A 13,247-nucleotide genomic window follows, 5' to 3' on the forward strand; every position below is an offset into this window, starting at 1 on the left:
TAATTTTCTGTTAGAAAAACGAATTTTTAATACCTACGCAACCCCTTCAAAGTCTCCAATATATCATCTGTAAAGGCTGTACTACCTTCTGTCTCTAAAGCTCTGAAATAAAAACTTCTTAGGAAAGTTCTAATATTTTGTACTAAAATAGCATGCTGCGGATGTCGGATGTCTTCAACAGTTGCTATACTATGTAACCAGTTGCTCCACTCTTCTTCAGTTAAAAGATTTTGGTTACGTAAAGACATAATTGGCTTTACTAATCTCTCATCTTCAAAGTGTACATATACGTAATCACTTAATCGAACCTTTTGACGAACAGCTGCAAGAATCGCATACGAAAATTCACGATTTTGTATTGTACGTGCTAACGCATCAAGCGCATCTGCTGCATGTGCAGTAGAGTGTGCCCAGCCTTTTCCTTCTACGTAACCTCTTACATCTTCTTCTAAATATACATATTCCAGCACTTGTTCTGCTACACTGTACAGTTGTTCTTCGGATAACAACGGTTCTCTTTCATGAACAGATAAAATAAGTGGTGGAATTAATACGGAGAATGCACGTTTAAATACAGAGTCTGTTCCCTTTTCACCAATTTTATAAAATAAATAATCAGGACTAATTGCTTGTAACATTAATCCTCTTAACTCTTTTTGTCTAAATACATCATTTGTAATCCATGTGTGAAGCGTACTATAAATTAAATCATCACGTAATTCAGCATCAGGTGATCCGATATAATCTAGCATCCACTGCGCATATGGATATGCATCCACGTCTTCTGGTACAGCATAATTATTATTTTTAATTTGTAGTAGTTCTTCTTTTAGTTCTAGTACTTCATTCATTCTATTCCCTGTCCCCTTTTTACGTTTTTTTATTGCCTTATCCCCCGTTTTTTACTTTCTAAAGTTAATTTAATTATACGAGAATTATAACTATAAATAAAAGGCTATACATATAATTTTGATTATGTATTACTTTCGCTCTTGAAATATAACTTCTGGATTTGCTAAATCACTATTCCGAAATACAACATCCGCATAACTTTTTGGGTTATGCTCATTTATATACATTTTACAAGCCGCGTGATACCTGTTTAAAAACATCTTCTCTGCTTCTTCATAACTTCCAAAAGCTTCAGTTTCCCGCTTAGCACCACGTTTTCTCGCAATCTCAAAATTTGTATCTACAAAGATTTTGTAATCAAATAAATGCGCAACGTCTTTTTTCAATAGAAACGTTCCATCTACTATTAATATCATATTTTTCGTGGCCAATAGCGGCTCATTATGTACAGGCATATCCGTTATTAAGTTATGAGAAATCGTTTCATATTGTAAATTCCCGTTAGGTCCTAAAGGCATTAATAATCTTTCTTTGAAAGCTGTATAATCGTGTGCATCTTCATAATACCCTCTTGCAGATTCTTTTCCTTTTGCATAGCGAATCACTCTTGGATTATGAAAATCATCAATGCTGGCGCGTGTTACTGGTAATCCTCGTTTTTTTATTTCTTCCGCTAGTTCGTTTGCAAATGTTGTTTTTCCTGAGGCTGTAATACCGCTTACTCCAACTCTTATTGGATGGGTTAAGTTTAGCTTTACAATATGATCTGCAATTTCTTTGATTCGTTGTTTTCGGTTCATGATATCTCCCTTTATAATTAGTTGACATAATATAATTATAGATAATAATTCATGTCACTATTTGTCACTATTTGTCAGTAAATTGATATCCTTTCTCGAATCGCTGATATCTCGAAAAAATCATTGATATATTTTAAGTTATGATAGATATATTTGAAAAATCGTTGATATATTATTAGCTTACTTTCCCTTAAACCCTCGATATAAAGCAGTCCGTAATTCTTGTTTGTATTCTTCAATTTCTGGCATTTCGAGTTCTTCTGCTAGTCTGATAGCTAATTCAATATCATACGGTACTCGTACAAGTTGAATAGAAAAGCTCGCTGCTTCTTTTTCATTGTAAGTCCCTTCAAATATTAAATAGGAAGCTTGCGTTATTTCAAGCGGGTTTCCTACGCTACCGGCATTACATAACGTTTTCCCTCTGAAATTTTGAACGAACGCTTGGTGAACGTCACCGTAACAAACGACATCTGGTTTTCTTTCCCCTTCTATATTTTCCGTCAGATCACTATTTTCGAACATACTAATACGTTCTTCTCTTGAAGCGTGTGGTTGAATTCTTTCATATAAACTTCTCGGTGAAGCGTGAAACATACGAATGAATTTCCCACTCATATAAAACTCGATTGAAAATGGTAAGTTTCTTAAATAGTCATTTTGTTCTTCCGATAATTGTTTTTGATGCCATTTCAATGCTTCAAATTCAGTCGGCTTTGTAATAAAATCATCCCAGTTTCCCATTACGACTACTTCACATTCTTTACGAATGATTTCAATTGCTTCACTGGAATGAGGTCCTTTTCCTACTAAATCTCCAAGGCAAATAATGCGCTCGATCCCTCTTAATTTAATATCATTCAACACGGATTCTAATGCTTGAATATTACCGTGAATATCTGAAATTACTGCTATTTTATCCATATAAATTACTCCTTTATTTATTAAATTCGCTTGATTGATACCATTTTGGAATATAAGATGAAAAATGATTATGATCTTCTAAAATTCCATTTAATCTTTCCTTCATATCATCTACTAAATGCGGTGTACTTCGATTCGTCCAAACGATATCCGCTGGGAATGTCATCGCGACGTACAATGTATACAGTTTCCAAAAATGAAGCGATGGTTCGCCTCCGAAATAACCGTGAACTTGTCCAATCGCGAATGGTTTGCTTATATTCGTTGTAAATAGTGCTACTTTATGAAAATCATGAATAGGATCACCAATATCGAATCTAGCAAAATCAATGACAGCCCGAAACTCATTTTGGTCAATCATTATATTAGCCGGATGAAAATCGTCATGTAAAAATACGATGGGACGATTTTTTAATAAATCTTTATGATTTCCTACAAAATCTATCACTGTATTTAAATGAAAAAAGTCTACTTCATATTCTTTCAACGCTTCTAAGTATCTCTCATATTTACTCCATATAGACATTTCCCATGAATTACTTTTATCTTCTTTTTCAACTAAATGAATCTTTTTTAGTACTTCTCCAGCCTTTTTTCCAGCCCTATACTGCTCTTCTGTAGACAACGTTCTTAATATATCTTCACCATCTAATCCATCAATCCATTCAAAAACTTGTACACATTTATTGAATTTAGTAAGACTAATAAAATGAATTAATTTTGGCATAGGAATATGTAAAGAATCTAGCTGCTGCATATATTCATATTCTTCCTGCTTCCGTTCAAAATATGATGAATCGCATACTTTAATAAAATACGAGGCCCCACTCTCTAATTCAATTTTATATTTCTCATCGAATGAAAAGCCTTTTGAAATAACAGTCGCTTTTAACATGCGAGGCCATTCTAGTATTCTCTCTATCTCTCTAAGTATTTCTTCCACAACGTTCACCTCTATCAATATATGTACAAACTCCCTAGCACTTCATGCTCTCGTTTATTTCCCCCTTTAAACTCTACTGCAAATGGATATTCACCATTCTTATTCAAATGTTCTAGTACTAGCCCTTCTCCAATCGGTTCACAAAACTGCACATGAATATCTCCAAATACTACACTTTGACACTCGGCATTCCATTTTTCATTTTTCACAACTGAGCTTGTAGATAGCTCCATTACTTCTTTCCATTTCCGTACTATTTCTCGAACATTTTTTACTGCGTAATGAATCGTTTCAATTTGTTGCACTTTGTTTTTATGTTCAGTAATCGTCCCACTGTTACGTAAATCGTTTCTTCTTTCTTCGTCCGTTTCATTCCACTGTATAAAGAAAGGTAATTTCGGTCCGTTCTCTTCTTGCTTAACGAATAACATTTTCCATTCTAAAAGTCGGCCATCTTTTCTCATGCGTTTCCCTTCAAATGGCCCTATCGTATGTAAGCCGTACTTATTAAAGTTAACTGCTAGCTCCTCAATTGCATCTGTTCGGATTGCGATTTGTAGCATTCCTTCTCCATTTTGTAGTTTCACCACTGTTTCTTGTACTAATGGATTTTCTGCTTCTTTCGCTTTTTCTTCATGTTGAACTGCTAAAAATTCTATGTATGATAAGTCAAAATAACTTAAACTATTCCAAGTACCCCAATTCGTATGCTCTCCGCCTAATACAGTATGAAATCCAAGTTCCTGCATTTGTTTTGCCGCTTCCTCCGGTGTACCATGAACTGTGTGAACGAGATGATCAAATCGTAACATGTCTTTCTCCCCTTTCTCTCCATCCTTTTATTGTATATTTTATTTTTCTTTCATTCAATTCAAAAACTTTAAAACCTAGTTGATTTATACGATTAATATGTATTATAATGAAACAAATTTAATTATTGCTGATTGGAAAAACCAAAGGCACTTTTCTCATACGGGAAAAGTGTCTTTTTCATTTATTATTACAGGGGGATTATTTATGCAGAAATTAATTGTCTTTGCTATTATTGGATTTTTCGCTCAATTGATCGATGGGGCACTCGGAATGGCGTATGGGGTAACGTCTACTTCACTATTATTAATGTTTGGTATTGCACCGGCTGTAGCTTCCGCATCGGTTCATTTAGCTGAAGTCGTTACAACTGCAGCTTCTGGCGCATCTCATATCAAATTTGGAAACGTTGATAAATATACAGTTTCCAGGCTTACATTACCTGGGGCAATCGGCGCATTTATTGGAGCATGTTTTTTAAGTAATTTGCCTGGAGATGTAATCAAACCGTACATTTCCGTATTTTTATTTACTTTAGGAGTTTATATTTTATTACGATTCATCATTCAAAAACAAATTGTCACTTCAAATAAGCGTATGTCTGCCAAACAACTTGTGCCGCTTGGTTTATTCGCTGGATTCGTTGATTCAACTGGTGGCGGTGGTTGGGGGCCGATTACGACACCCGTTCTTCTAGCAAGAGGAAATGAAGCTAGAAAAGTTATTGGATCTGTAGATACGAGTGAATTTCCTGTTTCACTCGCTGCAACAATTGGCTTCTTCATCTCACTTGGCTGGGAACAAGTAAGCTGGGTTTGGGTATTTGCCTTAATGCTCGGCGGTATTGTCGCAGCTCCAATTGCTGCATGGTTAGTCCGCATCGTTCCGCCCCATTTACTTGGCGTATTAGTTGGTGGTCTTATTATCTTCACAAATATTCGTACACTGCTTACTACATTTAAAGTGGATCCAACTATTATTTCACTTTCTTACGTTGCAGTTGGTCTTGTCGTTATTATTTCTATTTTCATTGCTGTTCGAAATCATTCCAATCGTCCTAACGCATCAACGGCTGAGTATCCAAATGATCAGAAGCAAATGCTACCATAACTATAAAAAAATACCGCTCAATTTAGAGCGGTATTTTTTATTTTTCTATTTTCCAATTAATCATCGTTTCTGTAGCATTTACTCTCTTCATATGTAACTTTTCTAAAACACGCATCGAACTATAGTTATCTAGGAGTGTCTCTGCAATTATTGTTTCTACCTCTCCTGTTTTGAAAGCCCAATCGATTAGTTCTTTTACAGCTTCTGTTGCATAGCCCTGATTCCAATATTTCTCAATAAATCCATAGCCAATTTCTACTGTTTGATCCTCGTTTGGTTTCCCTTTAAATCCAATATCACCTAAAACGCTATCATCTTCTTTCCGAAAAACATACCACGCCCCCCATGGTAATAAAGCCTCATCTTGTTTCACATTCTCTACATGCCCTACAATATGCGGACCGCTATTATATCCTTGCTCGTTAGCGACTTGAATCCTCTCTTCTGTACACGGCACTATATAGAGCCTTTTTGTTTCTAATTTCATTTTGATTTCCCCTTTTTGCTTAAACGTTACTCTAATTATAACAAATAATATGACTTTATTATGAATGTCGAATTATATTTTTCTGAATTTTCTTTTTATTTAGAGGGTTTTTCAATATTTTTTGCGAAACATTTGTATAACAATTTTTTCTTTGCTTATTGCTACATAATAGTAGGTTCGGGTGGAGTTTTGCGAGCGTTTCCTATACAATAACCGATATTTTTTGACTTTTCCTAACAAAATATCTTGCAATATATTCAGAAAGTCATTACAATTGCCATATATTAAAAATCTTAGCAATATATAAATCCTCATCAATCCGATGAGGTAGAGGTTGCGACTTTTAATAGTAAAACGGACGAGACACAGAGAATGTCACCGACTCCGTTTGAAAGGAAAAGTTGCCGAAGTTTATATTTCTTCTCTGGAAATATGAGCTGGGGCTGTCTCCGAAAGGAACAGAACTGTCACGTTTACAAAATTACCGTGTAAACGTGGGGTGCTATCTTAACGGAAGGGTATGATGGGGTGGTTATTTGTGAAACGTTCCGCCAAATTCCTTTGGCGGTTTTTTGTATTTTTCTCCCCCGCTCCTTCCTAACCTACAAGAAAAGGAGTGTTGAACATGAATAGCGCAACAAATCAATCTACCTCTAAAACGCAAACTACACAAGGACAAGGTGAATTAAAACGCGGATTAAAATCGCGTCACCTTACGATGATTTCTCTCGGCGGTACAATTGGTACCGGACTATTTCTTGCCAGCGGTGGTGTCATCCATTCAGCTGGTCCTGGCGGCGCATTAATTGCATACGCCGCAATTGGAATTATGGTTTACTTCTTAATGACAAGCTTAGCTGAACTCGCAGCTTACATGCCTGTTACTGGATCTTTTAGTACGTATGCAACAAAATTTGTTGATCCATCACTTGGCTTTGCACTTGGATGGAACTATTGGTATAACTGGGCGATTACGATCGCTGCTGAACTTGCAGCCGTAACATTAATTATGAAATTTTGGTTCCCAGATACCCCTTCTCTTATTTGGAGCGGATTATGTTTAGCTATTATTTTCCTTTTAAACTATTTATCTGTTAAAGGGTTTGGTGAATCTGAATATTGGTTCGCACTTATTAAAGTAGTTACAATTATTATCTTTTTAATTGTCGGCTTTATGATGATTTTCGGAATTATGGGGGGCGAAACTGTTGGATTCAAAAACTTCACTGTTGCAGATGCACCATTTAACGGCGGTATCATGGCAATTATCGGTGTATTTATGGCAGCTGGTTTCTCCTTCCAAGGAACTGAATTATTAGGAGTAGCTGCTGGTGAAACATCTGATCCAGAACGTAATATCCCAAAAGCAATTCGTTCAATCTTTTGGCGTATTCTTTTATTCTATATCCTTGCGATTCTCGTTATCGGTTTATTAATTCCTTATACAACTGAAAGTCTTGCTGCAAGTGATGTAACAGTAAGTCCATTTACACTTATTTTTGAAAAAGCGGGCGTTGCCTTTGCTGCCTCTGTTATGAACGCTGTTATTTTAACGGCAGTACTATCTGCTGGTAACTCTGGTATGTACGCATCAACTCGTATGCTTTGGGATTTAGCTCGCCAAGGAAAAGCACCAAAATTCTTAGGCAAATTAGATAGCCGCGGTGTACCTGTAAACGCATTAATCGTAACGTCAATTGTCGGTAGTATCGCTTTCATTGCTTCTTTATTCGGTGACGGTGTTGTATACATTTGGTTATTAAACGCATCTGGAATGTCTGGCTTTATCGCATGGGTTGGAATAGCAATTAGTCATTACCGTTTCCGTAAAGCATATACCGTACAAGGCAAAGATTTAAAAGACTTACCATATAGAGCAAAATGGTTCCCATTCGGTCCAATCTTCGCATTTACACTTTGTATCATCGTAATTTTAGGACAAAACTACGGCGCATTTATAGGTGAATCAATCGATTGGAACGGCGTACTCGTTTCTTACATCGGTTTACCACTCTTCTTAGTACTATGGTTAGGATATAAATTTACGAAAAAAACAAAAGTGATTCCACTTGATAAATGTGAACTAAAATAAAGTGAAACGAGCAAACAAATTTGTTTGCTCGTTTTTTATTGCAAACCTCTTTGCTTCCCTATTACTCCTGTTTTTGCCATAATAGAAGAAATATAATTAAAGGTTGGGATACAATGAACATTCGCATTACTGATGAAGCAAAAGCAGCTATACATAGATTAGAACGTAAAGACAAAAAGATCATTCGCATTAGAGGGACAATGACAAACTCTTGTAGTATTTTCGTTGATGTCGATTTAATTTGGGATACATATAACGCAGATGATGTTGTATATGAAGATGCAGATCTTATCGTACAAATGGATTCATTCACGAAAGACTACACTGGTGATACGGTGAAACTTGATTATAAGACGACAGGTTTTAGTATTACGACTCCGAGTGAGACTTTAGTTTATGGATTGTCGATTAAAAAATAAAAATTGTTTTCATTTGACCACTGAGGTGAAAAAATGGGTAAATATGTTCCGTTAAAATTTTTATTTAACGAAGAATTAGCAGAAAAAATGGCTGATTCTATTTGTAAACACGATCCTACTTTCTCTAAAAGAAACTTTGTATCTTCTGTAACATGTAAAGTTGAAAATTTAGAGTTAAAGCATCGTATTGAAGTAATTGCAGATGAATTACACAATGCTTTACAAAAAGATTTTAATGCAGCCATACATATATTACTGAAAACATTAGGACCAGAAAATACAACAGAAGTAGGCACATTTACATGTATGAAATAACGAAAAGGAATACTGCTGAATATGCCATTCGGCCTTTTCTTCAAACATACCATGAAGACACACTAGACATATTGCAACAGTGGATTTATGACGAAAACAACCACATTAGAAGATTAGTTTCTGAAGGTACAAGACCAAGGCTTCCTTGGGCTAAAAAAATAGGAGCTCTAAAAGATGATTTTAAGTACAATTTACAGCTTCTTGAACCATTAATGAATGACCCTTCTAAATATGTTCAAAAATCTGTAGCCAATCATATGAACGATATTACGAAAGAAGATAAAGAACTCGTTTTTCAGTGGTTACAGCAATTACGTGATAAACAGCATCCTATTAATCCTTGGATTATAAAACATGGACTAAGAACAGTAATAAAAAGTGGTACTTTACCAAAAAATTTTTCTTTTTAAGTATTTTAAACAAAACCGCTTATGCTTCAAAAATGAAGCATAAGCGGTTTTCCTTTTGAATACAGAAATAACAAACATAAAAAGTACTTTAAATTTCTTCTTTATATCATTATTTTACTAACTCTTCTATGTTATTACTTTCCTTAATTTTTTCGGATGATAGCCAGAGTGAATAACTTGTTCCATCCTTGTTCCTTAAATATATGTTAAATTCCTTATTATATAGTTCTTCTTTAAGAATAGTGACTACCTTTCTCAAATCATCTATTACATATGGATCATTTCTATATTTTATCTCACTGTCATTGAAAACTAATGTCAATTCATACTCTAGACAATTGCCGTCTTTCGGGTGTGGACAAGTAATATCCTCAATTTCAAAACGATCATTTTGAATTTCATTTAACCTTACGCCTACTTTTGTTTCAGTTTGAACCAAATATGTCCAATAACCGCTTACTGTGTTTTTCATTGTTAAAAGCAGTTCTTCTTTCGTTATAGCTTTTTGCACATTTTGAAAAGGCAAGCCTATAGATTCACCATTATAATCCTCAATTTCAAGTGTTGTTATCTTTCTATTACTCTTCTGAATGAATTGGATTAGAGCATATAAACGATCTAATTCTTTTGATTCAAATTGACTGTAATCAATCTTGTCACTCATTTTTAAAGTTAATAATAACTTATCCGTTGGTTTCTCCTCTATATCATCATCCACTATATATTGAAAAACATTTTTATTTTCAGGTTCCACGTAACCTAATTTTTTAATTTCTTCTAGCATTGGTTTAAATTTCTTATATTCCTCATATGTTTTTTTCCGTATTGATATTCATCACCTTTTATTCTTGAATATAAGAAGCCATCTACCTCTACTCTAAATTGAATATTTTTGTTATTTTTTGCTTGAACAGTATGATATGTATGCCCCATATTCCCTTCGTTTATAGCACCCCAATGTGTTACAATCACATCAATTCCGTGCTTTTTTTTCACATATTTTTTCACCTGATCGTCATCTTTATAATTACACCCACTTAAACATAAGAAACATAACAATACTAACATTACATTTTTCATTCTTTTCATATAGCACCTTGCCCTCTTTTCGCATAAACAAAATATTCCATATATAAAGAATACTAAATCGCTGAATGTTTTCAAAGAATTAAAATATTTTTACACTCGGTTTATATATCTATTTCTTTTATTAATGGCTCTAATAAGTTTTAATATTGATAATCGAATATAATAAAAAGAAACCTAAATTTAAGGTTTCCCATTTTTACCAACAATTTAAATTTTAATAGATATTTTTTAGCCAAGTAATAATTCGTAGTACCCGAAACGACTCAAACCAAGTAATGAAAAACAGGACAACAAAGAAAGAGATAAGTGATATGAATTTTAATCTTCCATCTTCACGTCTAGCAATCGCTATAATACTCAGAACCACTCCAATTAAAAAAGAAATATACCCTAATAGGATAATAGGCTCAGAATAGCTATCTATTATCCTATTTAATCCAAATAATAACATTCCAAAAGTCATCAAGGTTATTGAAAATACACTAAATTTTTTCATAATTCAACCTCCAATATAATTTTACTATTTTATGGAGAGAATAATTTTTTTATGCGTATGAATGAACAATTATACTATAAAAGTAGATAACTCAATTTATTTTTTCATTAAACAACTGCCTTCTTTTATACCCTCAAAGGATTTTCACTCAATTAACCCGAATATATAAATAACAATTCTCACAAGGAGTAACTTTATATGAATCTATTCGAACACGAAACATAAAACCGTTCCACTTTAATAAGAGGTCCTCCCTTTTTCTTTTCTCATCATATCATCCATTAAAAAAATAGGAGGACATAATTATGAAACGTGATCCATTATTTTTAACTTTATTAGAAAGTGCAAATACACATTTTAGCGGCTGGGATTTTTCTTTCATTTCAGAAACAGGTCGAATGAAGAGCGAGCCTTTATCGTGGTCATACGGCAGTACTGCTTTTCAGCTTATGCAACGTGCAGAATCAATGCTCGATATGGGTACTGGCGGCGGAGAGTTTTTATCTATGTTACAACCGTTCCCGTCAACTATATTCGCTACTGAGGGCTACGCTCCAAATGTGCCAATTGCTCGAAAGAAATTAGAGCCTTTAGGGGTTACCGTTGTAGAAGTGACCGATGATACCGCTTTGCCATTTCAAGATGGTCAATTTAATTTAATTATAAATCAACATGAATCGTATGCTGCTTCTGAGGTAAACAGAATTCTTTCTCCAAGTGGCGTTTTTCTTACACAACAAGTTGGCGGTCTTGATTGCGCGGAACTTAATGAACAGTTTGGCTCACCACTAAATAGCGAATTTGCAAGTTGGTCTCTCGAAACCGCATGCAGTGAGTTAAAGCAAAATGGATTTACTATCTTAGATGCAAAAGAGGAATTCCCTTTCCAACGCTTTTATGACATTGGCGCTATCGTCTATTATTTAAAAGCGATTCCGTGGCAAATTCCTGATTTTACTGTTGAAAGGTATTGTGAGGAATTATATCGTATACATGAAATCATCTTACAAAAAGGTTATTTTGATGTGAAGCAACATCGTTTTATGATTAAGGCGATTTGTAGCTAACAAAAAGAGGTGGCAAAGCCACCTCCTTTTTGCTCCGTTTACATATGTTCTCTACTCTTTCATAATAAGAAAAGTTATATCATGCATATTACAATTATGACCAATGAATTGTATTTCTGAAACATATAATCACCTCGCATATATGATGAGAGCAAAAACGTGATTTTTCACTTTCCTCTTCTATTGAGAAACAAGTTGTTTTTCATATCGTTTGTTCGTATAATCTTCTGTCAAACATGCAGTTGTGTAATGAATAATATTCCGGTTATCATACGTAAACATATGTTCTAACTTATTTTCTTCTGTTAATACTGTCGGTAAGTATTTTGGTAAATTGCTAACTACTCCTCTATTATCACCATCTAATATCCAATCAATTTCTTTCCATTCTAATAAGCCTTCAGCCGTACGTAATGGTGTATTCATTTGCATTCCATCTGGTAAATCAGCAACGAACACATACATTCCTTCACTAGCCTGGGGCTCATCTTTACCTTTAAAACCAACAGTCCCTTTATACGTTACACTTGAAAGTTCTATGCCCGTTTCCTCAAACGTTTCTCTAATTATTCCTTCGTATGGCGTTTCATTATCTTCTATTTTTCCTCCAACACCGTTCCACATCCCCATATTCGGTTTTTTATTTCTATTTAATAGCAGTATTTTATCGCTTTTTCTAATAAAGCAAATTGTGTATTTGTACATACGATCATTTCCTTTCATTTTCCACATGAGTTATTTGGCTTATTTTCAAGTATCGACGAGTCTAAACATAAATTTTTCATATCATTTAATCCAAAAGGTTTTTTAAAGAAAATAAAGTGAAACTTTAATAAGTGGGGTTTTGCTCCTCTCCCACTTATTCTATTATTTTCATTTTTGAAAAAGGATAATATACAAATTCTACCTTGCCAATTATGTTATCTTCTTCAATATATCCTAAGCCATTTCGACTATCTCTACTTACTTCGCGGTTATCTCCCATTACAAATAACTTATTTGGCGGAATTTTTGTCTTTTGAAAGTTATAAAACACTTGTGTGTTGTTAAATAAATCTTTGTTTGTATATGGTTCTTCTTGCTTTTTATCGTTCACATATACCTTTCCGTTCGTTATGTTAATTACATCACCAGGAAGCCCTATTACACGTTTCACATAATATTTCGATTCATCCGCTTCCTTTATAATGACAATTTCTCCGTGTTGTAAATTAGAAAGACGTACTACTGCTTTATTTACAAATACGTAGTCTTCTTCATATAAAGTCGGCTGCATCGATTCCCCTTCCACCTTACATAAAGTAAAAGAATGGTAGCCTATGACTATCACCAATATAAATAGTATGTACTTTCCCCAGCCTCTCTTAATCTCCTTTTTCATATCCATTCCCACCTTATAAAGCGCTTTTTAACTCAAAAAATATATCACTGCA

General features: G+C 34.2%; 13 protein-coding genes, 3 pseudogenes and 1 riboswitch. Of the genes and pseudogenes, 6 read left to right on the forward strand and 10 right to left on the reverse strand.

Annotation, left to right across the window (positions count from 1 at the left end; translation table 11 throughout):
- Nucleotides 1–26 precede the first annotated feature (26 nt).
- The 5 genes from AC22L0_RS11470 to AC22L0_RS11490 form a co-directional block, all read right to left on the reverse strand.
- Nucleotides 27–851, reverse strand: a complete 825-nt coding sequence (locus AC22L0_RS11470) for a DUF2785 domain-containing protein (protein ID WP_001006688.1) — start codon at nucleotides 849–851, stop codon at nucleotides 27–29.
- A gap of 129 nt (nucleotides 852–980) precedes the next feature.
- Nucleotides 981–1,652 carry a nucleoside/nucleotide kinase family protein gene (locus AC22L0_RS11475; protein WP_087966919.1) on the reverse strand — a complete coding sequence of 224 codons (672 nt, stop codon included), beginning with the start codon at nucleotides 1,650–1,652 and terminating at the stop codon, nucleotides 981–983.
- Between the two features lie 180 nt (nucleotides 1,653–1,832).
- On the reverse strand, nucleotides 1,833–2,576 hold the full coding sequence (locus AC22L0_RS11480; RefSeq protein WP_000357653.1) for a metallophosphoesterase family protein: 744 nt from the start codon (nucleotides 2,574–2,576) through the stop codon (nucleotides 1,833–1,835).
- Nucleotides 2,577–2,589: 13 nt separating this feature from the next.
- Nucleotides 2,590–3,519, reverse strand: coding sequence for an aminoglycoside phosphotransferase family protein (locus AC22L0_RS11485; RefSeq protein WP_098567289.1), 930 nt, complete (start codon nucleotides 3,517–3,519; stop codon nucleotides 2,590–2,592).
- Nucleotides 3,520–3,533: 14 nt separating this feature from the next.
- A complete protein-coding gene (locus tag AC22L0_RS11490) occupies nucleotides 3,534–4,331 on the reverse strand; it encodes a VOC family protein (RefSeq protein WP_087966917.1) in 798 nt (265 codons plus the stop codon).
- A 205-nt stretch (nucleotides 4,332–4,536) separates the two neighbouring features.
- Between AC22L0_RS11490 and AC22L0_RS11495 the strand changes: the two genes are divergently transcribed.
- The gene (locus tag AC22L0_RS11495; protein WP_001170728.1) at nucleotides 4,537–5,439 is read left to right on the forward strand and encodes a sulfite exporter TauE/SafE family protein; all 903 of its coding nucleotides are present in this window, start codon (nucleotides 4,537–4,539) and stop codon (nucleotides 5,437–5,439) included.
- A gap of 37 nt (nucleotides 5,440–5,476) precedes the next feature.
- Here the strand turns inward: AC22L0_RS11495 and AC22L0_RS11500 are convergent, their stop codons facing one another.
- Complete coding sequence (locus AC22L0_RS11500; RefSeq protein WP_000764643.1) at nucleotides 5,477–5,926, reverse strand: GNAT family N-acetyltransferase; 450 nt, start codon at nucleotides 5,924–5,926, stop codon at nucleotides 5,477–5,479.
- A 320-nt stretch (nucleotides 5,927–6,246) separates the two neighbouring features.
- A riboswitch (Lysine riboswitch) is annotated at nucleotides 6,247–6,439 on the forward strand.
- A gap of 112 nt (nucleotides 6,440–6,551) precedes the next feature.
- On the opposite strand from AC22L0_RS11500, the gene AC22L0_RS11505 reads away from it, so the two are divergent.
- The 3 genes and pseudogenes from AC22L0_RS11505 to AC22L0_RS11515 all read left to right on the forward strand — a co-directional run bounded on the left by AC22L0_RS11505 (nucleotide 6,552) and on the right by AC22L0_RS11515 (nucleotide 9,162).
- Entirely contained in the window at nucleotides 6,552–8,018 is a 1,467-nt protein-coding gene (locus AC22L0_RS11505; RefSeq protein ID WP_087966915.1) for an amino acid permease, read from the forward strand.
- A 113-nt stretch (nucleotides 8,019–8,131) separates the two neighbouring features.
- Nucleotides 8,132–8,437, forward strand: a complete 306-nt coding sequence (locus AC22L0_RS11510) for an iron-sulfur cluster biosynthesis family protein (protein WP_001026196.1) — start codon at nucleotides 8,132–8,134, stop codon at nucleotides 8,435–8,437.
- A gap of 33 nt (nucleotides 8,438–8,470) precedes the next feature.
- Nucleotides 8,471–9,162: pseudogene (locus AC22L0_RS11515) on the forward strand (DNA alkylation repair protein).
- Nucleotides 9,163–9,271: 109 nt separating this feature from the next.
- On the opposite strand, the pseudogene AC22L0_RS11520 reads toward AC22L0_RS11515, so the two are convergent.
- A pseudogene (locus tag AC22L0_RS11520) lies at nucleotides 9,272–10,251 on the reverse strand (hypothetical protein).
- A 214-nt stretch (nucleotides 10,252–10,465) separates the two neighbouring features.
- Nucleotides 10,466–10,747 carry a hypothetical protein gene (locus tag AC22L0_RS11525; RefSeq protein ID WP_000714732.1) on the reverse strand — a complete coding sequence of 94 codons (282 nt, stop codon included), beginning with the start codon at nucleotides 10,745–10,747 and terminating at the stop codon, nucleotides 10,466–10,468.
- 305 nt (nucleotides 10,748–11,052) lie between these two features.
- Between AC22L0_RS11525 and AC22L0_RS11530 the strand changes: the two genes are divergently transcribed.
- Nucleotides 11,053–11,814: a class I SAM-dependent methyltransferase gene (locus AC22L0_RS11530; protein ID WP_074625304.1), complete on the forward strand. Its 762-nt coding sequence runs from the start codon at nucleotides 11,053–11,055 to the stop codon at nucleotides 11,812–11,814.
- A gap of 180 nt (nucleotides 11,815–11,994) precedes the next feature.
- Here AC22L0_RS11530 and AC22L0_RS11535 read toward each other — a convergent pair whose 3' ends face one another.
- The gene (locus AC22L0_RS11535) at nucleotides 11,995–12,519 is read right to left on the reverse strand and encodes an NUDIX hydrolase (protein ID WP_087966911.1); all 525 of its coding nucleotides are present in this window, start codon (nucleotides 12,517–12,519) and stop codon (nucleotides 11,995–11,997) included.
- A gap of 51 nt (nucleotides 12,520–12,570) precedes the next feature.
- On the opposite strand from AC22L0_RS11535, the pseudogene AC22L0_RS11540 reads away from it, so the two are divergent.
- Nucleotides 12,571–12,639: pseudogene (locus tag AC22L0_RS11540) on the forward strand (cephalosporin hydroxylase); the annotation flags it as partial.
- Between the two features lie 34 nt (nucleotides 12,640–12,673).
- Here the strand turns inward: AC22L0_RS11540 and lepB are convergent.
- The gene (lepB, locus tag AC22L0_RS11545) at nucleotides 12,674–13,195 is read right to left on the reverse strand and encodes a signal peptidase I (protein WP_001986493.1); all 522 of its coding nucleotides are present in this window, start codon (nucleotides 13,193–13,195) and stop codon (nucleotides 12,674–12,676) included.
- Nucleotides 13,196–13,247 lie beyond the last annotated feature (52 nt).

The organism is Bacillus sp. LQ01, assembly GCF_057624735.1.

What these genes read in the sequence shown, in the direction of transcription:
- lepB (WP_001986493.1), bottom strand. Translation starts at nt 13,195, where the DNA reads ATGAAAAAGGAGATTAAGAGAGGCTGGGGAAAGTACATACTATTTATA.
- AC22L0_RS11530 (WP_074625304.1), top strand. Translation starts at nt 11,053, where the DNA reads ATGAAACGTGATCCATTATTTTTAACTTTATTAGAAAGTGCAAATACA.
- AC22L0_RS11475 (WP_087966919.1), bottom strand. Translation starts at nt 1,652, where the DNA reads ATGAACCGAAAACAACGAATCAAAGAAATTGCAGATCATATTGTAAAG.
- AC22L0_RS11470 (WP_001006688.1), bottom strand. Translation starts at nt 851, where the DNA reads ATGAATGAAGTACTAGAACTAAAAGAAGAACTACTACAAATTAAAAAT.
- AC22L0_RS11500 (WP_000764643.1), bottom strand. Translation starts at nt 5,926, where the DNA reads ATGAAATTAGAAACAAAAAGGCTCTATATAGTGCCGTGTACAGAAGAG.
- AC22L0_RS11510 (WP_001026196.1), top strand. Translation starts at nt 8,132, where the DNA reads ATGAACATTCGCATTACTGATGAAGCAAAAGCAGCTATACATAGATTA.
- AC22L0_RS11490 (WP_087966917.1), bottom strand. Translation starts at nt 4,331, where the DNA reads ATGTTACGATTTGATCATCTCGTTCACACAGTTCATGGTACACCGGAG.
- AC22L0_RS11505 (WP_087966915.1), top strand. Translation starts at nt 6,552, where the DNA reads ATGAATAGCGCAACAAATCAATCTACCTCTAAAACGCAAACTACACAA.
- AC22L0_RS11495 (WP_001170728.1), top strand. Translation starts at nt 4,537, where the DNA reads ATGCAGAAATTAATTGTCTTTGCTATTATTGGATTTTTCGCTCAATTG.
- AC22L0_RS11480 (WP_000357653.1), bottom strand. Translation starts at nt 2,576, where the DNA reads ATGGATAAAATAGCAGTAATTTCAGATATTCACGGTAATATTCAAGCA.
- AC22L0_RS11525 (WP_000714732.1), bottom strand. Translation starts at nt 10,747, where the DNA reads ATGAAAAAATTTAGTGTATTTTCAATAACCTTGATGACTTTTGGAATG.
- AC22L0_RS11535 (WP_087966911.1), bottom strand. Translation starts at nt 12,519, where the DNA reads ATGTACAAATACACAATTTGCTTTATTAGAAAAAGCGATAAAATACTG.